An 18,465-nucleotide genomic window follows, 5' to 3' on the forward strand; every position below is an offset into this window, starting at 1 on the left:
CGCCTCAAGCCTTGACACACCTCCATTCAGGCACTAATTCTTACGAGTTGCCCATAAGCGCAACCCAAGTGAACCGGAACCGGATTTTATAAACCCGTCCGGTCTTTTTTTTCTAATGAAATTTTAACAGGCAACGCGCCCGAAACGAGGCCGGCCTGATAAGGAGAATTAAAGATGGCTTACGATGTAAAACTTTTCAAGCTTATCAACGGCGACATGGTTATCGGTAAATGGGACGAAGAAAACAACCAGATTAAAGATCCCGCAGTACTCCAGACCGTTCCCGCGCAGCAGGGTGTACAGATGATGATTCTGCCCTTCGGTTACCCCTTTGATAACGAAATCGAAGGTGAAATCGAAGGCCGTCACATTCTCTACACCTACCAGAACTGCCCCGAAGACGTTTCTACCAAGTACCTCGAAGCTTCCAGCAACCTGACTCTCTCTTCCGGCGGTCTCGGCGGCATGGGTGCAGGCATGGGCGGCGGAAATGTATCTGATATTTCTGAACTTCTGAAGAAATAGTTGATACGCTTCGCGTTTTTAAAAATAAATTGATTTCGCCTCCGGCGGCTCAAACCCTTTGAAAAGGGTTTAAGAATCCCAAACTTTTTTAGTAAAGCTTCGCCCCTCGTATTCAAAGACCGTCTTAGTGTGCTACCTGCGAAGCATAACTAAAACGTCTTTTGGGAAGAGGGGATGGGGTCTGGGGAAGGGGAGAAACCCTTTTGGGCGTTAGCAAAAGGGTTTCTCCCCTTCCCCAGCCGCCGGAGGCATACTCTATAGGATTTAAGTTTTGAAAAAGCTGCTTCCTCTTTTGCCCCGTCCTACCCGTTATCTGGGTTCGGAATGGGGTTCCGTCCACAAGGACCCCGCTAAGGTCAAGGCGCATATCGCCATCGGTTTTCCCGATCTTTATGAAATTGGTATGTCCTACCTTGGACAGAAAATTCTTTATGAGATCGTCAACCAGCATGAAGATTTCTACGCCGAGCGTGCCTACACTCCCTGCGAAGAAACAGCCGAAATCATGCGTGAACACGGCGAACTGCTGGCTACCCTTGAAAGCGACACCCCGCTGAAAGATGTGGACGCGCTGGGCATCAGCCTGACCCATGAGCTGTGCTACACTAATGTGCTCTTCATGCTCGACCTTTCCGGTATACCGTTCAAATCCGCGGACCGCGACGATTCATGTCCGCTGGTCATCGGCGGTGGCGGAGCCTGCTTCAACGCTGAACCTGTAGCTGATTTCTTTGATGTAATCATGCTCGGTGACGGTGAAGAATCAATCGTCAAAGTCATGGAAATCATTGCCGAGTGCAAAGAGCAGGGCCAAGGCCGTAAAGCGCGCCTTGAAAAACTTGCAGAGCTGCCCGGAATTTACATTCCTGAATTTTTCGATCCTGAGAATCCCGGCGATTTCTTTGTGGAAAAAGCGGTGGTGGAAGATTTCGAACCTATCCCCTTTCCCAAAGAACAGATCCTCCCTTACGGTCAGGTTGTCCATGACCGTCTGACCATGGAAATTGCCCGTGGCTGCACACGCGGCTGCCGTTTCTGTCAGGCCGGGATCATTTATCGCCCAGTCCGCGAACGTACCCCGGAAACCCTGACCAAAGTCCTCATGGAAGGGCTTGAGGAAACCGGATACGAAGAGACCTCTTTTCTCTCACTCAGTACCGGAGATTACTCCGCACTGGATACTCTCTTCGCCCAGTCCTTCGATAACTGCGCAGCCGAGCAGATCTCAATTTCACTGCCTTCCCTGCGTGTCGGTTCCCTTTCTGAACCGATCATGGAGCGTATCGCCACCATCCGTCGCACCGGTGCAACCCTTGCACCCGAAGCCGGAAGCCAGCGCATGCGTGATGTCATCAACAAAGGCATCACCGAAGAAGCTCTGCTGGACCACGCGCTCATGCTTTATGAAAACGGATGGCAGAACATCAAACTCTATTTCATGATCGGTCTGCCCACCGAAACTTTCGAAGACCTTGATGCCATTGTTGATCTTTGCGTCAAAGTTCGCGACGTGGCTGGCAGGCACATTAAGAAGCTGAACATTACCGCTGCGGTTTCGCCTTTCGTGCCCAAGCCGCATACCCCCTTCCAGTGGGAACGCCAGATTTCACTTGAGGAAATCGGAGAAAGTCTGGACTACATGCGCGAAAAATTCAGCAAACAGAAACGCATCAATATGAAATCCCACATCCCGCGCATGACCTTCCTCGAAGGAATTTTCTCCCGCGGTGACCGTAGACTCGCCCCTGTAGTTGAACGGGTTTACGAAAAAGGTGCCCTCTTCTCCAGTTGGAAGGACCACTTCAAACTGGAGCCTTTCCTTGAGGCCATGGAAGAAGAAGGACTTGATCCTCTTGAATTTACCGGAGCACGGGAACACGATGCCCGTTTGCCATGGGATCACCTCTCTGCCGGAGTCAGCAAACGATTCCTGCTCGCGGAACTGAAGCGCGGTATTTCTGAGAAGATTACCGGAGACTGCCGTTACGAAGAATGCCGCAACTGTGGAGTCTGTAACTTTGACGGACGCAAATCTCTACTTGAAAAGCAGGCTGAAACAATGGACCTGCGTCCCAAAATGGTATTTGAAAGCCGCGACCAGACCGGGGATGTTCCTGATTTCGTACAAGAAGAAAAACCGGACCTCGGCATAAAAGGTAGCCACTTCAGGCTCTGGTACACCAAAACCGGAACTTCGGCCTACCTTTCGCAGCTTGACCTGCAACCGGTCATTGAACGCGCCATGCGCCGGGCCGAACTGCCGCTGACCTTCTCGCAGGGATTCCACCCCATGCCGCGTATGTCCTTCGGGCGTGCACTGCCTGTTGGCGTGGAAAGCATGAAAGAATGGATGAACATCATGCTGCGCACAGAAATCGGAGCACAGGATCTGGTGGACCGCCTCAACAAACAAATGCCCATAGGCATGAAAATTGTGGGTGCTGACCCGCTAAGTCTGTCCAAAAAGCAAGCCCACCCGGAAGTGGAAGATTTAACCCTGATCTTCACCTGTTCCGATGAAGAAGCACAAGACAAAATGGACCGCATGCGCGAATATGCCCAGTCGGATGAATACATTGTTTCCCACACCACCAAGAAAAAGGTGAAGGAAAAAAACATCCGCCCCATGCTGGTCAAATTCGAAGAAATAAATGAACGGACCCTGAAGATGACCTTTGACTGGACAACATTATATATGAGTCCGGTCAAGATGATCGCCGCCATCTGTCCCGGCACAACGCTGCTGGACTTTGATCTGATTAAGACGGATCAGCGGTTTGAGTAAAAAAGCCTCCGGCGGGTCTGCCGACGACCTTAAACCCTTTTTGTAAAAAGGGTTTAAGAATCCCAAAAACTTTTGGCAGGGCTTCGCCAATTTACCAAAATCAAAAACCCCGCAGTATTTATTTATACTGCGGGGTTTAATTTTACCCTCTTAGCAAGCTAGATGCGAATCTTATCGAAAAGTTTTGAAAGGAGAGTCCAGAGAGGAAAACTTTTCCAAAAGTTTACCTTTCTGGCCCCCGGAGGGAAATTACCACTCAAAAAAAGGCGGGCCGTCCTCGGTTATATCCAAATTGATAACCTTGTAGGCATCGCGGGTTTTCTCCCCGGACCTCTTAATATTAATGATAACCGGGTCCGAACCCAGCCCCACAGTGGTGAACTCAAACCGCCAACGTCCGAAATCACCCATCAGACCGGAATCAGGCTTAATGATCTTGAACTTATCCAGACTGACCATTGCCGGGTTAAAGGAAACTCCGTCAAACTGATACCCGCCTGATCCGGGATTACGCATTTCGAAAGCAAGCTGTTCCCCAGGCATCAGCCCAAGGCTTATTTCATGCTTTCCATCCATGTCATACTCGGTAATCGAGTCGGCAAAAGGATTCAGGGATGCGCATCCGCTAATAATAAAAGTCATAAAAAACAGGATCAACAGCCGATTATACGAATTATATTTTTTTATTTTCATAAATTCTGCATTTTTATGTGCCCATTTTGACACTAAAGTTAATAAAATATTTTTCCTAAAACATTTCAACACGTTAACAATTTGAGAAAAAACTGATTCAAGTGTAATAATATTAACCGCATACGGCAAGGGGAAGCCGTACGCTTTAACTGTTTTACCAGTTATAATACTCATTTCGATGTGCGTCTAACTCAGGAATGTTCCTGAAATCCCGGACGCTTGGTGCTTTTATTACTGTTTTTACCCTTTCTAAGGAGTGTGAGGATGAAACGTTTATTACTGTTTCTTGCGCTTGTTGCTATTCTGAGTCTCGGACTTGCCGGATGCAGCGCGGAAAAAAAAGAAGAGGCCCCAGCCAAAAAGGAAACTACTGAAACAGCTCCCGCTGCTGCCGGTAAAACCCTTAAACTGGCTATGGATGCCGACCCTGTCTCTCTCGACCCTCATGTGCAGCTTTCCGGTGGTATGCTTCAATACTCCCACATGGTTTTCGATCCTCTTGTACGCTGGGCCAAAGACGGTTCCTTCGAACCCCGCCTTGCTGAATCATGGGAACGTATCGATGACAAAACCATGCGCTTTCACCTGCGCAAAGGTGTAAAATTTCACTCCGGCAATCCCTTCACCGCTGAAGACGTTGTCTGGACCATCAACCGCCTTAAAACAAGTGCCGACTACAAGGGTCTGTTCGAACCCTTCCTGCCTGCAAAAGCAGTTGACGCCAACACCGTTGATGTCATCACCAAAGAGCCTTACGGCCTGCTTCTGAACATGGCAACCTACATCTTCCCCATGGACAGCAAGTTCTACTCCGGTAAAGACGAATCCGGCCAGCCTAAAGACGCTATCGTCAAGACCGGTCCTTCCTTTGCCAACGTGAACGAGTCCGGTACCGGTAAATACACTGTTGCTGAACGTGAACAGGGCGTCCGTGTCGTCTTCAAAGCTTTCCCCGAATACTGGGATAAAGCAGGTAACGTAGACACCATCATCCTGACCCCCATTAAAAACGACGCTACCCGCGTGGCAGCACTGCTTTCCGGCGATGTTGATTTCATCATGCCCGTTCCCCCGCAGGACCTGAAGCGTGTTAAATCCACCGAAGGCCTCCAGCTGGTAACCATGTCCGGTTCCCGCATCATCACCTTCCAGCTGAACCAGAAACGCCAGAAGCCTTTCCAGAACCCCAAAGTTCGTCAGGCCATCGTATACGCTACTGATAACACCGGTATCGTTAATAAAGTAATGAAAGGCTTCGCTACTGTTGCCTGCCAGCAGGGCCCCGAAGGTTTCGCAGGTTACAATGCTGAACTCAAACCCCGCTACGACCTTGAAAAAGCTAAACAGCTCATGAAGGAAGCAGGCTACGAAAACGGTTTCGAGTGCACCATGATCGCACCCAACAACCGCTACGTTAACGATGAAAAAATCGCGGAAGCATTTGTTTCCATGCTCGGCAAAATCGGCATCAAGGTTAACCTGAAGACCATGCCTAAAGCCCAGTACTGGGATCAGTTCGACGCACAGGTTGCAGACATCCAGATGATCGGCTGGCATCCTGACACCGAAGATTCCGCTAACTACACTGAGTTCCTGCTCATGTGCATCAACAAGGAAACCGGTTACGGCCAGTACAACAGCGGTAACTACTGCAACCAGGAAGTTGATTCCCTCGTGATCGGCTCCCAGACTGAAACCGACCTGACCAAGCGCAACGCAATGCTCCAGAAAGTAGAAAAAATTCTCTACGACGAAGCTGCATTCGTACCCCTGCACTGGCAGAACCTGTCCTGGGCTTCCAAGACTGGTATGAATACCGAAGAGATTTGCAACGTTCAGAACTTCCCCTACTTCGGCGATCTCGTCATCAAGTAGCGGAGATTACTGCATAAAACTATTATCAAAGGGAACTCCGATTCGGGGTTCCCTTTGATGCGTCTGAAACACAAATTTTCATAAAAGAATTAATCTCTTAATAGGGATTCCAAAGGGATCTGTTCCTTTGGCCGCCGGAGGCGAAATCAACTCGTCAACAGCGCGAAGCGCCTCAACTGTTTGCCGTCTGGAGTTAATTAAAAAATGTTTGCTTTTATAGTCCGAAGGATCGCGCAGGCGATCATTGTAATGCTGATTATCAGCTTCATCGGCTTTGCCATCAAGCAGAGCTTCGGTGACCCGGTGCGCGAGATTACGGGAGTTTCCGTATCTGCTGCTGAAAGGGAAAAAATCAGGGACGAACTGGGACTCAATGATCCGTTCATGGTCCAGTTCGGCCGCTTCATGCAGGGAGCGGTCAAGGGCGATATCGGAAGATCATTCTTCTACAAAAAATCCGCTCTCGAAGTAATCCTGAGCAAGGCTCCCGCCACCCTTGAACTGGTTATGTGTTCCGCCCTGATCATCGTAATTTTTTCCATACCGCTGGGCATTTATTCCGCTATCAGGCCAAAAGCCCTGTTCTCGCGGTTTGTCATGGGCGGGTCCATTGTCGGGGTATCCATCCCGGTATTCCTGACCGCCATTCTCATGATTTATATTTTTTCGGTGGAGCTGCACTGGCTTCCATCTTACGGCCGTGGGGAAACAGTTAATATCGGCGGCTGGCGCACAGGATTTTTAACTGTAGACGGCTGGCGGCATCTGATTATGCCTTCCATCGCACTCTCTTCCATCATGCTCCCGCTTTTTATTCGGCTCATCCGTTCCGAAATGATGGAAGTCCTTGAAAACGACTACATCAAATATGCTTGGGCCAAAGGCTTGATGCCCAAACGGGTCTGGATAGTTCACGCCTTCAAGAACACCCTGCTCCCGGTTATCACCGTGGGAGGTGTACAGCTTGGAACAATGATCGCCTTCACCATCCTCACTGAGACAGTATTCCAGTGGCAGGGAATGGGCTTCATGTTCATTGAGGCTGTGGAACGCGGCGATGCTCCGCTTATGGTGGCCTACCTCGTTGTGGTTGGACTCATCTTTGTTGTTGTTAACACGGTGGTTGACGTAATCTACGGACTGGTCAACCCGCAAGTCAGAATAACGGGGCAAAAATAAATGAAAACCAGATCACGCTGGCAGAGATTCAAAGAATCATATTTTCTGCACGACTTTCTGCACGACAAAGTTGCCCTAACAAGCTTCATTATTCTGGCCGTGCTTTTGTTCATGGGTTTTGCAGCACCGCTTATCGCGCCTTTCAACCCATATGATGCCAATAACATCAACATCATGGACGCGGAAATTCCGCCCTCATGGCTCCCCGGCGGCAACAGTGCTTTTCTGATGGGAACCGACGCACAGGGCCGCGACCTTTTTTCCACCATGCTTTACGGCATGCGCGTTTCCCTGATCATCGGGTTCGGTGCTGTAGCCTTGCAGGCTTTCCTCGGCATCATGACCGGACTTGTTGCCGGATTCATGGGCAAAAGGGTGGAATCCATCCTCATGCGTATTGCCGACGTGCAGCTGTCCTTTTCAACTTATATGGTTGCGATCTTTATCTCAGCCATTTTTCAGGCCGCCTTCGGGGTCGCCAAATATGAAGAGATTGCGGTTCCGCTGTTGATCCTGATCATCGGTTTTGCTGAATGGCCGCAGTACGCCCGTACTGTGCGCGCCTCAGTGCTGGCGGAGAAGAAAAAAGAATACGTGGAAGCGGCAAGGGTTATCGGCCTTTCCCAAACCCGGATCATGTGGCGGCACGTACTGCCCAACACTCTTTCTCCGGTCTTTGTTATCTCCACCATTCAGGTGGCCAACGCCATCATGAGTGAAGCTGCGCTATCCTTTGTGGGACTGGGCATGCCAGTGACCCAGCCATCGCTGGGATCACTGATCAACGTGGGATTCGAGTACATTTTCAGCGGATCATGGTGGATCACCATGTTCCCCGGCATAATACTCGTTGTACTCATTCTGGTCATCAACCTGCTCGGCGACTGGCTCAGGGACTTTCTCAACCCGAAACTGTACAAGGGATAAACAATGCAGCCACTTCTTGATGTTAAGAATTTAAGTGTCGAGTTCGCATTGCGCCAAGGCCCCCTTGAGGCAGTCCGCAATGTAAGCTTTACTCTCAATAAAGGTGAAAGACTTGGTCTGGTAGGTGAATCAGGTGCAGGTAAATCCGTAACCGGATTCTCCATCATCAACCTGATTTCCAAGCCCGGACGTATATCAAACGGTTCAATTATGTTCGAAGGGCAGGATCTCGCGAAAATGCCTTTTGATAAAATGCGCGGCATTCGCGGGAACCGTATTTCCATGATCTTTCAGGATCCCATGATGACCCTGAACCCGGTGCTGACTGTCGGGACCCAGATGATCGAAACCGTGCTGGCTCATATGGACGTCACCCGCAAGGAAGCTGAAGAAATTGCGCTGGAAAAACTGCGCAAAGTCTACATCCCTTCCCCGCGCAAACGTCTGGATCAGTATCCGCATGAATTCTCAGGCGGCATGCGCCAGCGTATCGTCATCGCCATTTCGCTTTTGACCGATCCGGCCCTGATCATTGCCGATGAACCGACCACCGCGCTGGACGTAACCATTCAGGCTGAGATCATGGACCTGCTGCTGGAGCTCTGTGAAACCGACAACATGGGGCTGATCCTGATCACCCATGACCTCGCGGTTGTATCGGAAGTCACCCAGCGAATCGCGGTCATGTATGCAGGCGGGATTGTGGAAACAGGTTCCACCCGTGAAGTGACACAGACTCCGGGCCATCCCTATACTCAGGGACTCATCGCCGCCCTGCCCCAGTCCGGCGGCGCGGGTGATCGCTTGACCCAGATTCCCGGAGCCATGCCTTCACTCATGCACATGCCCGGCGGCTGTCCCTTCCACCCCAGATGCTCGCATTGTACGGACATCTGCAAACAGGAACTCCCCGCGCTGAAAAAAAACAAATCCGGTATCCTGGTGGCCTGCCATCATGCCGACAAAGTATAGAGATTCGTCATGCAAACCGATTCCCTCGTAAAAATAAAAAATCTGGTCAAGCACTTCGACATTTCCGGCGGGTTGCTCGACCAGCTGCAAATGGAAAACGGACGCATCGCACGCAAGCGCACCATCGTCAAAGCTGTCAACAACGTCAGCTTTGAAATCCGGAAAGGTGAAACATTAAGCGTGGTCGGCGAATCCGGTTGCGGTAAATCAACCCTTGCAAGAACCGTTATGGGCCTTTATCCGCCCAACTCCGGTGAAGTTATTTATGGTGGTGAGCGGATAGACAACCTGCCCCACGGACAGATGCTTCCCTACCGCACAAAGATGCAGATGGTCTTTCAGGACCCCTACGCCTCACTGAACCCGCGCATGACCGTGCGCCAGATCATTGAGGAACCCATCTACTTTCACAACAAGGGTATCTCAAGAGGCGATGCAAAGAATAAACTGCATGAAGTCATGCGCAGTGTAGGAATGGACCCGGAATGGGCCGGCAACTACCCCCATGAATTCTCCGGCGGACAACGGCAGCGCATCAGTATTGCCCGCGCTCTGGCTGTTGAACCGGAATTCATCGTGGCAGACGAACCCATTGCCGCGCTGGACGTTTCCATTCAGGCCCAGATCCTGAACCTGCTCATGGATGCGCAACAAGAACGCAATCTGACCTATTTGTTCATCAGTCATGATTTGTCCGTTGTTGAGCATATATCCACCCGTGTGGCGGTAATGTATCTGGGCAGTCTTTGTGAACTGGGTACCGCCAAAGAAATCTTTGCCCGTCCGCAGCATCCTTATACAAAGGCACTGCTCTCGGCCATCCCGACCCTTGGCGGAGAAAAGAAAAAGCACATCCACCTTTCCGGTGACGTGCCAACTCCCATCAACCTGCCCACAGGATGTGTATTCCATGGCCGTTGTACTCATGCCAATGACCGCTGCCGGGAAGAAATTCCCCGTGCGCGTACTCTGGAAAATGAAACCCTCTGCGCATGCCACGCAGTAGAGGAAGGAAGATTGTAATTCAGTAATAAAAAACTGTATTTCTAATCGACAACATCAGGAAAGCCCGTTTATAAATAACGGGCTTTCTTTTTTATGCAATACTTCCTGATGGAGTGTACATTCTGTATTCACGGAGTCGATCATGAGCAGCGCACTTCAGGTGCTGGGTATTTATTCAAAAAATGTAAAGGCGTATACCGGGGCTGGCACCACAATGCAACGCTCTGCGCATACGACCTATTACTACGTCCTGCGTGGACAATCAGATGTCTATCACATCCAGCCGCTTAATCAGGAACGGATTCCTTCCGGCCTTTTCACCAAAGTACTACGCGATGAATTCATAGCCAAATTTTCCCCAGAAATGGGCTACTACCAGAACACACCGCTGGAAGAACTTGAGATCCTGAAAGAACTTCTTTTGGAGGGACCTGAAATTTTCTCACCAGAAGCAGAAGATGGAAAGATACAGGAACTTGTCCGGGTACTGCTGCTTAATCCCGGTGAAAAAAATCTCCCCGCAAATAAAGAAGCACACGCAAGACTTTCCGCAGTAATTGAAGTTCTTTTCACTAAAAATGAAACATTCGTGGAAGAACAGCGACAGGACTTCAACGACAGCGGCATATCCTTACGCAAACGAAAAAAATACGACGAAGCCCTGACTTTCTATATCAAAGCCCTTGAAATCAATCCGGACGACGAGAACCTGTATTTCAATATTGCACGTTCCTACTATGAGACCGGCAACAAGGAAGAAGCACTGGTCCACATAGAGAAGGCCCTTAAAATCAATCCGCTAATGGAAGTAGCCATTCTTTTTAAAAAATACCTGCTTAAAACAAAGAAAAAGAAAGCCAAACCTAAACCCATCACCATCGAGCCGGAAACAGAATAAATACAAGCATCTAGACAAAAAGGACACCAACGGTTCAGGTCCGTAAATGCCAAGTAAAAAATGTTCTAATCGACATTTAAAAAAAGCCTGCTTATAAAGAATGGGCTTTTTATTTATTTCACAAACAAAACAATATATTATAAAGAAAGCACTCAACAACTTACTTGATATAAATGAATTTTCAGAGAGGGGTCGATGGGAGATATGTTTCAAGTACTTGGTGTTTTTTCCAAAAACATCAAAGACTACACCGGGGCCGGGGCAACAATGCAACGAGCCGAAAGCAAAACGTATTATTATGTTACGCGTTCCGGTGTGGAAAAATTTCAAGTCCAGCCTCTCAATGACCGAAATATACCTTCAGGTGTAGTAGTCACATTAAACAAAAAAGAATTCATCACCCAGTACACCCCTGAGATTGACTACTACGAAAAAAAAACCCTTCCGGCCCTGAAGTCACTTCACGCAAAAATCGAAAAAGGTGAAAAAGAATTTCTGGACGGCAATCTGGATGAATCCGAACAATCCTTTACAAAAGCTCTTTTTCTAGACCCGGAACACCCCAAAGCGAATCTGGGCATGGGATCTGTCCAATGCACCAAGAAGAATTTCAAGAAGCTATCCGGGATCATAGACAGGCTTTTGAACAAGGATGAAGTTTTCATGGAAAGCCAGAGGCGGGAATTCAATCTTTTTGCCATCAGCCTGCGCAAACAATCCCTTTTTGAAGAGGCTATTACTTTTTACGACAAAGCCATCCAAATCAATCCCAATGATGAAAATTTGCATTTCAACACTGCCAGAGCCCATTTCGACGCCGGGAACAACGAAATGGCGTTAATTCATCTTGATAAAGCACTTGAAATTGCACCATCACTTGAAGTAGCCTCCATGTTCAAGAAGTACATCATCAAACGGATAAAAAAATGATCTCCCAAAAGGAAAAATTAAAGGCAGCCTGCACTCCCGGACTTAAAATCACCATTGAACTTGGAGGATTAAGCGATAAGGCCCCGACAATTGTGGTCGGCGGTGATTTTACCAAATCCCTCATCGTCAAAGAACCCATGGTTCATCATGCAGACCGTGCCCTGTGGGCTGAATATCTCTATCCGGGCAATGAAGCGACCATCCGTTATATTTATGAAGGAATTGCTTCCGGTTACAAAACCGAAGTAATCAGGATGATCAGCTCACCGGATCGTCTTCTTTTCCTTAAATATCCCAAACGGATCGAGTCCTACAATCTCAGGAGACACAAAAGGATTTCCTGCTTCATGGAAGCACAGATTGAACTTGGAGACGAAAGATCTGTTGCCATATTGGAAGATCTGAGTACCAGCGGCTGCTGCATCAGCTATATTCAAGACAAAAAGAATCCAGACCCGGAAATAGGGGACGAAATGAAGATTTTCTGTCCGTACTTCACGGCGAACGGAGACACCTTCATTCCCTGCAAAGTGCAACGCTGCACCAAGGATTCACGAAAAACCGTACTGGGCATGACCTTTGAAAAGCCATCTCCGGAAATCCTCATAAGAATACAGGATTATGTGGCAACAGTTCTCTACCATTCCTAAAAAATTTCACACAAAAAGAGGCCCGATTGATCATCTCAACCGGGCCTCTTTTTTTATCAACTATTACTTTTTATTTCGGACCGTCAGTCCCAAATCTTCGAGCATGGTCAGGTCATGATCTATACCCTGCCCGGATACGGTCAGGAAATCCCCGACCATCAGCCCGTTGCACCCGGCATGAAAAATAAATGACTGCAATGAACGCAGGGCAGCCCTCCCCGCAGCCATACGCACTTCCGCATGGGGATTGACCAACCGGAACATAGCGATAGTCAGCAGGATTTCCAAAGGCTGCATGGGGACCACATCCTCAAGCGGGGTGCCCGGAATGGGGATCAAAAAATTAAGCGGGATGGAATCAACTTTCAGCTCCGCAAGTGCCAATGCCAGCTCCACACGCTGCTGATGGCTTTCGCCAAGCCCCAGCAATCCGCCGCAACAAACCTCAAGCCCGGCCTTTTTGGCGTCACACACAGTGCGCACTCTTTCCGCATAGCTGTGAGTAGTGCAGACATTAGGAAAATAGCTTTCCGAGGCCTCAAGATTATGATGGTAGCGGACCACACCGGCATCATGCAGCTTTTTCAAAGATTCAAAATCAAGACACCCCAGCGAGGCGCAATGATTGAAACTTTTCCCGCGCATACCGTCCACGGCTTCGCAGACATGATCAAAGGATTTGCCTTTAAGTGCACGTCCGCTGGTCACGTAACTGAAAAATTCAAGGGGTGACTCTCCGGCCTTCTCTGCGCATTCCCTGATCTCGTTTACCGACATAAGCGGATAAGCAGGAGCCGGGGTACCCTTAAAGTGGCTGGATTGGGCACAGAAAGTACAGTCTTCCGAACAATTTCCACTACGTACATTGGCAATGGAACAAAGACTGACTTCGCGACCGAAACGGCGCATGGTCATAGTATGAGCGGCGTGAAGAACTTCAGCCAGCTCCCCGTGGGACGCACCAAGAACCGAAACCGCAATATGCTCATCAATGGAGCCGCCGCCGTGAGCAGCGTCCCACAAGGCCTGTTTCTCTTTTCTATCCAATTTATATTACCCCTGAAGGCCTACAACTTCGCAGATTGCGGAAGTAAGGGCCTCAAGTTCAAGATTCGAAATAACATAAGGCGGCATAACATAAACCAGTTTCCCGAAGGGCCGGACCCAGACGCCACGTTTTACAAACTCCTGCTGAATAACTTCCATATCCACGGGCTTTTTCAATTCCACCACTCCGATGGCTCCGAGGCAGCGCACATCCGCCACCGCATTGGACTTGGCACAAGGCGCAAGACCGGAACAGAGCATGTCGGTTATTTCCGCAACACGCGTTTTCCAGTCATTTTCCAAAAGCAAATCAATGGAAGCATTAGCTACAGCACAGGCCAGCGGGTTCCCCATAAAAGTCGGGCCGTGCATGAACACGCCGCCTTTGGAAGAAATTCCTTCAGCAACCTCGCGGGTGGCAAGGGTGGCGGCAAGAGTCATCATGCCCCCGGTGATAGCCTTGCCCACGCACATGATATCCGGGCTGATCCCGGCCATTTCACTGGCGAACATGGTCCCGGCGCGCCCGAATCCGGTGGCGATTTCATCGCAGATAAGCAGAACATTATGCTCATCGCAGGCCTCGCGGACCCGTTTCAGGTATTCCGGGGAATAAAAGCGCATGCCCCCGGTGCCCTGAACCACCGGCTCAAGAATAACCGCCGCAAGTTCATGGGCGTGCGCTTCAATTTTGTTTTTAAAATCCGCAAAATCTTCATCTGTGCATCCAGCCTCAAATCCGCATTGCGGGGCCTCAGCAAAAACATGTTCCGGCAAAACCGAGGTAAACATGGAATGCATGCCGTTGACCGGATCGCAGACCGACATACAGCCGATGGTATCGCCGTGATAACCGTTACGGATAGTCATCAGCCGGTTCTTTTCCGGTTTTTCCATGACATACCAGTATTGGATGGCCATTTTAATCGCCACCTCAACTGCAACCGAACCTGAATCAGCCAAAAAGACATGCTGCAACGGTTCCGGGGAAATCTGCACAAGTTTCCGTCCCAGTTCCACCGCAGGTTCGTGGGTCAAACCGCCGAACATCACATGGGGCATGGTCTCGGCCTGATCACATAGAGCCTTACGCAAAACCGGATGGTTGTAACCGTGGATGGCACACCACCACGAAGACATGCCGTCGATAAGCTCAGTACCGTCCTCAAGGATAATCTTAACGCCTTCGGTACGCTTCACCGGAAAAACTGAAAGAGGATTAGTAGCGGAAGTATAGGGATGCCAAAGATGGTCCCTGTCAAATTCGAGAATGGACATGATATGCTCCGGCATTAAGAATCTAAGGCTTTATCTACAATTTCCCAGCATTTTGGATCATTGTAATCCCAATTTTCAATATATGGAATGGAAGCGATTACTTTTACTTCAGCAATTTTTTCGATGAAACGTATATTCTCTTCAGCTATGCCGAATTCTTCCGGTGCAGGTTTATTGGGAGCGGTCATAACCAGCCCGGAAATATCCAGCCCGGACTGCTGAAGAGCTGCGATGGACAGCAGGGCTTCATTGATACAGCCCAGCTTATTTTCGACAACCAGGATCACCGGGTAGCCAAGCTCTTTCATGAGATTGAGCATGGAAGCATCTTCGTTCAGGGGAACCATTATCCCCCCGGCCCCTTCCACCAACAAAAAGCCGTCTTTCTCGCATTCGCGCACTTTAGTTGCGATTTTTGCAGGATCAAGTTCCACCCCGGCCAGCCTTGCGGCCAGATGCGGAGAAGTAGGCGGCTCGAAAATATACGGGCATTGTCTATTGATATCCCAGACCGCCCCGGCAGCCCGGTAGACATCCCCGTCCGGGGAATCCAGAGACCCGTCAGGCAGGACAACAGCCCCGGACTGGACAGGCTTGACCGGGACAATAGAACGTCCTGATTTCATGAAGAAACGGGCAAGCCCTGCGGTAACCACAGTCTTGCCCACATCCGTACCTGTTCCGGTAATAAAAAAACCGGCAGACAATTTATTCAGCCTCGCCGGATTCAATTACTTCCAGCGGATCACGATCACTTGTTTCAGCAAAGAACAGCTCTTTGTCGTAAGGTCCGAAATGGCCTTCATCACCCACCAAAGTAAAAAACTCCACGCGGGAATAACGGCGGCAACGTTCCTCGCTGACTCGATTGGTAATGTAATAATTAAATTTATCCATGGAATGGGTGGACTGACCTAAATCGATAACCCGGTCTGCAAATTCACACCACGCATGGGCGATCCACTTCTCATCTTTGAAAATCCAGCCGTGGACAACTTCAACTTCACTATTCTCACTGGCAGGTTCAAGACAATATTCGTATGCGGAAGGTTGATTTCTACTCATTACAGCTATCCTTTTTTCAGAGTATCCAAGGCCATTTTAATTGCGCCCAGTGCGTTACCGACTTCGTGATGGGAGGGAAAAACAGCTTCAGTATGTAATTTTTCGGCAACTTCAGGCAGCAGTTTCTGTGCCGCAGCACCAATACCAACGATGGGAAGATTAAGCGAGGCGTCAAAGCTGACCAACGAACTTGCAGCGCGTCCGGAAATAAATCCGGCCATGTTGCCGCCGATTTCCTTGCGGACGATATGCTCAAGCATAGCATTCTCAATTTTGATCCGTGTCTCGGAAAGGACCATTGTTGCAAAACCTGTTGCATCAAGATCAAAAGCCTTGCCCAGAATGGCTGCCGCTGCTTCGGAAACGGACTTGTCGCCAATATCAAGCTGCCCCTGAACATGCAGTGCATCAGTGGGAGTGAAGCCCACTTCTTCCACCAGCTGCTCACGAACAAGCTTCTGGACCTTGCCGCCGAGGCCGATCTCGCCAAGCCCGGTTCCAGCCATAATCTGACCGAAAGTGGCGGGGCCATTTTCAAAAAGATATTTCAGGACCACATCATCGGAACTGCTTTCCGCCGCAGGTCCGATCTTGAGCAGGTGGGATTCATGCCCTTTACCAATCCATTTATCGGGAGCGGGAATTTCCCCGGCCATGCACAGGGGAACAACCCTGCCCGGACCGACTTCGAAATTGCCGGACCTGTTGATACGCGCAAAACTATCGCCCCCAACGCCCACAGTAAACATCTCCACCGCTTCCACATGGGTTTCCCAATCACCGATAAAAGAACCACTTTCCTGAATGGTAGGCTGGGAATTACGGATCAGAGTAACGTCGGTGGTGGTTCCGCCCACATCAACGATGAGCGCGTCTTTTTCCGGAGAATAAATGGAACCATAATAAGCGGTTGATGCCGGCCCGCTGGCAAAAGTATCAGCCGCGCGCTGCACAGCCTCTTCCATGCTCATGGGGGTGGCGTTACCGCGAACCACGACCACGGAAGACCCGAGGCCGCGTTCATCAAGGGCCTTACCAACCCCGGCCAGAAATTCTTTCATTACCGGCATAAGCCGGGCATTGAGCACCGCTGTGGCTGCACGCTCGGCCTGTCCGGCACGGGTGCTGATGGTGTGGGAACAAAAAACAGGCTTGGAATCAGTAAGTGAAATGGCTTTTTCAGCAATAAGCTCATGGGCAGGATTCTTGATACTCATGGCGGAGCAGACCGCGTAAGCATCCACATGTCCGGCCATATCCTGAATACCGTCCACCATGGATTCAATATCCAATGGATCCTCTTCCATACCGGTAATCTTATGACCGCCCTTAACATAACGCAGGGTAACCACAGGAAGCTTGAGTGCCTTAGTGGTGCCGATCATGAACAGACCTACCCGTGCCCCCTTGTTCTCGACAATGGCATTTGTGGCAAGAGTTGTGGAAACAGAAACAAGCTTGACCTCATCGGGACTGATCCCGCTTTCCTTCATGGCTTTATCCAGAGAGGAAGCCAGACCGAGGCTCAGGTCATGATGGGTGGTGGGAGACTTGGCAGTAGCCACCACGCTTGAGTCTTCGCATTTTACAACAACAGTGTCAGTGTAGGTTCCGCCAGTATCAATACCGATTGCATAACCGCTCTCAAAGCTCATTGCACATATATCCTTCGCCCGCAGGAGGCATTTTTATTCGATAACAGACCGCACCGCCGCAGGCCCGACCAGTACAAATAATGCCGCTTTTCCCGATTGGCAAGGGCTAGGATTCATTTCATAAAGCAGACGGTACTTTATCCGCTGGCTGCTTATGAAATAATTACGCCCGCGTAGGCAACTACCCGCTCATAATCCCCGGTAGCCTGTCCTGAATTTGTATACTGGACAAGCTTGCCGGAAGTTGCTCCCAGCTTTTTAGCCGCAAACATGCCCATGGTCATGGGCAAAACTCCGCACATGCTGATCTGATTGGATGAAACAATGGAATAAAGATCAGACGGGTCCATACGGATGATTGCCTCAAGGGCCATGGAATCCATTTTCTTGGCCTGATCCGCAGAAATAAAATGACTCATATCGGAACTGACTACTATGGAAACAGGCTCAGGGCGGTCTTCCATAATTTCCGCAATGACTTCCCCGGCCTTATGCAGATTTGAAGGCGATGCTTCTGAAACACAGACCGGAACAATGCGCATCTCCGGATTAATGTAGTGCAGAAAAGGAATGATCACTTCAAGGGAATGCTCCCGCGAATGGGCTTTTTCATTAGCAACAAACCCGGCACCGCTTTCGATGAGTTTTGCGGCCAATTCTTCATGCACATCCAGCTTGCCGCCGGGAAATTCCCAGCTCCCCTTATCCCAGACAGAAAGCGGGGAACCCAATCCGGTATGGTTGGGACCAAGCAAAAAAACAGTTGAAGCCAAGGAACTCTGGGAAAGAGTTTTACCGCATGGCTCACCGGAAAACATATACCCGGCATGGGGAACCATCACCAGACGGTCAGCGTCACGGTCCGTATGGGCTTCCGGTGCCCCCACGTACATTTCAATTTCTTTGCGAAGTTGATCGGGATTATCCGGGTAAAACTGTCCGGCTACTACGGGCTGTCTGTTCATATCTACCTGCCTTAAA

17 protein-coding genes are annotated in these 18,465 nt (G+C 49.7%); 10 read left to right on the forward strand and 7 right to left on the reverse strand.

What is annotated here, in order from left to right; genetic code table 11:
• Nucleotides 1-174: 174 nt before the first annotated feature.
• Both FMS18_RS08480 and FMS18_RS08485 read left to right on the forward strand, forming a co-directional pair.
• Nucleotides 175-525: a hypothetical protein gene (locus tag FMS18_RS08480; protein WP_163293417.1), complete on the forward strand. Its 351-nt coding sequence runs from the start codon at nt 175-177 to the stop codon at nt 523-525.
• A gap of 271 nt (nt 526-796) precedes the next feature.
• Nucleotides 797-3,310, forward strand: coding sequence for a TIGR03960 family B12-binding radical SAM protein (locus tag FMS18_RS08485; protein WP_163293419.1), 2,514 nt, complete (start codon nt 797-799; stop codon nt 3,308-3,310).
• A gap of 249 nt (nt 3,311-3,559) precedes the next feature.
• Here the strand turns inward: FMS18_RS08485 and FMS18_RS08490 are convergent, their stop codons facing one another.
• Nucleotides 3,560-4,003: a hypothetical protein gene (locus tag FMS18_RS08490; RefSeq protein ID WP_163293422.1), complete on the reverse strand. Its 444-nt coding sequence runs from the start codon at nt 4,001-4,003 to the stop codon at nt 3,560-3,562.
• Between the two features lie 264 nt (nt 4,004-4,267).
• Here FMS18_RS08490 and FMS18_RS08495 point away from each other — a divergent pair, with 264 nt between their 5' ends.
• The 8 genes from FMS18_RS08495 to FMS18_RS08530 all read left to right on the forward strand — a co-directional run bounded on the left by FMS18_RS08495 (nt 4,268) and on the right by FMS18_RS08530 (nt 12,439).
• On the forward strand, nt 4,268-5,878 hold the full coding sequence (locus FMS18_RS08495; protein WP_163293424.1) for an ABC transporter substrate-binding protein: 1,611 nt from the start codon (nt 4,268-4,270) through the stop codon (nt 5,876-5,878).
• A 204-nt stretch (nt 5,879-6,082) separates the two neighbouring features.
• Entirely contained in the window at nt 6,083-7,057 is a 975-nt protein-coding gene (locus FMS18_RS08500) for an ABC transporter permease (protein WP_163293426.1), read from the forward strand.
• Nucleotides 7,058-7,984: an ABC transporter permease gene (locus FMS18_RS08505; RefSeq protein ID WP_163293428.1), complete on the forward strand. Its 927-nt coding sequence runs from the start codon at nt 7,058-7,060 to the stop codon at nt 7,982-7,984.
• A gap of 3 nt (nt 7,985-7,987) precedes the next feature.
• Nucleotides 7,988-8,956: an ABC transporter ATP-binding protein gene (locus tag FMS18_RS08510; protein ID WP_163293430.1), complete on the forward strand. Its 969-nt coding sequence runs from the start codon at nt 7,988-7,990 to the stop codon at nt 8,954-8,956.
• A 9-nt stretch (nt 8,957-8,965) separates the two neighbouring features.
• Nucleotides 8,966-9,979, forward strand: coding sequence for an ABC transporter ATP-binding protein (locus tag FMS18_RS08515; RefSeq protein ID WP_163293432.1), 1,014 nt, complete (start codon nt 8,966-8,968; stop codon nt 9,977-9,979).
• Nucleotides 9,980-10,103: 124 nt separating this feature from the next.
• Complete coding sequence (locus FMS18_RS08520; RefSeq protein ID WP_163293434.1) at nt 10,104-10,859, forward strand: tetratricopeptide repeat protein; 756 nt, start codon at nt 10,104-10,106, stop codon at nt 10,857-10,859.
• A gap of 204 nt (nt 10,860-11,063) precedes the next feature.
• Nucleotides 11,064-11,789, forward strand: a complete 726-nt coding sequence (locus FMS18_RS08525) for a tetratricopeptide repeat protein (RefSeq protein WP_239060989.1) — start codon at nt 11,064-11,066, stop codon at nt 11,787-11,789.
• On the forward strand, nt 11,786-12,439 hold the full coding sequence (locus FMS18_RS08530) for a flagellar brake protein (protein ID WP_163293438.1): 654 nt from the start codon (nt 11,786-11,788) through the stop codon (nt 12,437-12,439). The genes FMS18_RS08525 and FMS18_RS08530 overlap by 4 nt, the downstream gene beginning before the upstream one ends.
• Nucleotides 12,440-12,502: 63 nt before the next feature.
• On the opposite strand, the gene bioB is transcribed toward FMS18_RS08530, so the two are convergent.
• The 6 genes from bioB to amrB form a co-directional block, all read right to left on the reverse strand.
• Nucleotides 12,503-13,486: a biotin synthase BioB gene (bioB, locus tag FMS18_RS08535; RefSeq protein WP_163293440.1), complete on the reverse strand. Its 984-nt coding sequence runs from the start codon at nt 13,484-13,486 to the stop codon at nt 12,503-12,505.
• A 6-nt stretch (nt 13,487-13,492) separates the two neighbouring features.
• Complete coding sequence (gene bioA / locus FMS18_RS08540; RefSeq protein ID WP_163293442.1) at nt 13,493-14,764, reverse strand: adenosylmethionine--8-amino-7-oxononanoate transaminase; 1,272 nt, start codon at nt 14,762-14,764, stop codon at nt 13,493-13,495.
• 14 nt (nt 14,765-14,778) lie between these two features.
• A complete protein-coding gene (gene bioD / locus FMS18_RS08545) occupies nt 14,779-15,471 on the reverse strand; it encodes a dethiobiotin synthase (protein WP_163293444.1) in 693 nt (230 codons plus the stop codon).
• Nucleotide 15,472: 1 nt separating this feature from the next.
• Complete coding sequence (locus FMS18_RS08550) at nt 15,473-15,829, reverse strand: hypothetical protein (RefSeq protein ID WP_163293446.1); 357 nt, start codon at nt 15,827-15,829, stop codon at nt 15,473-15,475.
• 5 nt (nt 15,830-15,834) lie between these two features.
• Nucleotides 15,835-17,484 (reverse strand): hydantoinase/oxoprolinase N-terminal domain-containing protein, encoded by a 1,650-nt coding sequence (locus FMS18_RS08555; protein ID WP_163293448.1) that lies wholly within the window; start codon nt 17,482-17,484, stop codon nt 15,835-15,837.
• Between the two features lie 152 nt (nt 17,485-17,636).
• On the reverse strand, nt 17,637-18,449 hold the full coding sequence (amrB, locus tag FMS18_RS08560; RefSeq protein WP_163293451.1) for an AmmeMemoRadiSam system protein B: 813 nt from the start codon (nt 18,447-18,449) through the stop codon (nt 17,637-17,639).
• Between the last annotated feature and the right edge of the window lie 16 nt (nt 18,450-18,465).

The sequence above is a fragment of the Desulfovibrio sp. JC022 genome (assembly GCF_010470665.1).
Taxonomy (GTDB): Bacteria; Desulfobacterota; Desulfovibrionia; order Desulfovibrionales; family Desulfovibrionaceae; genus Maridesulfovibrio.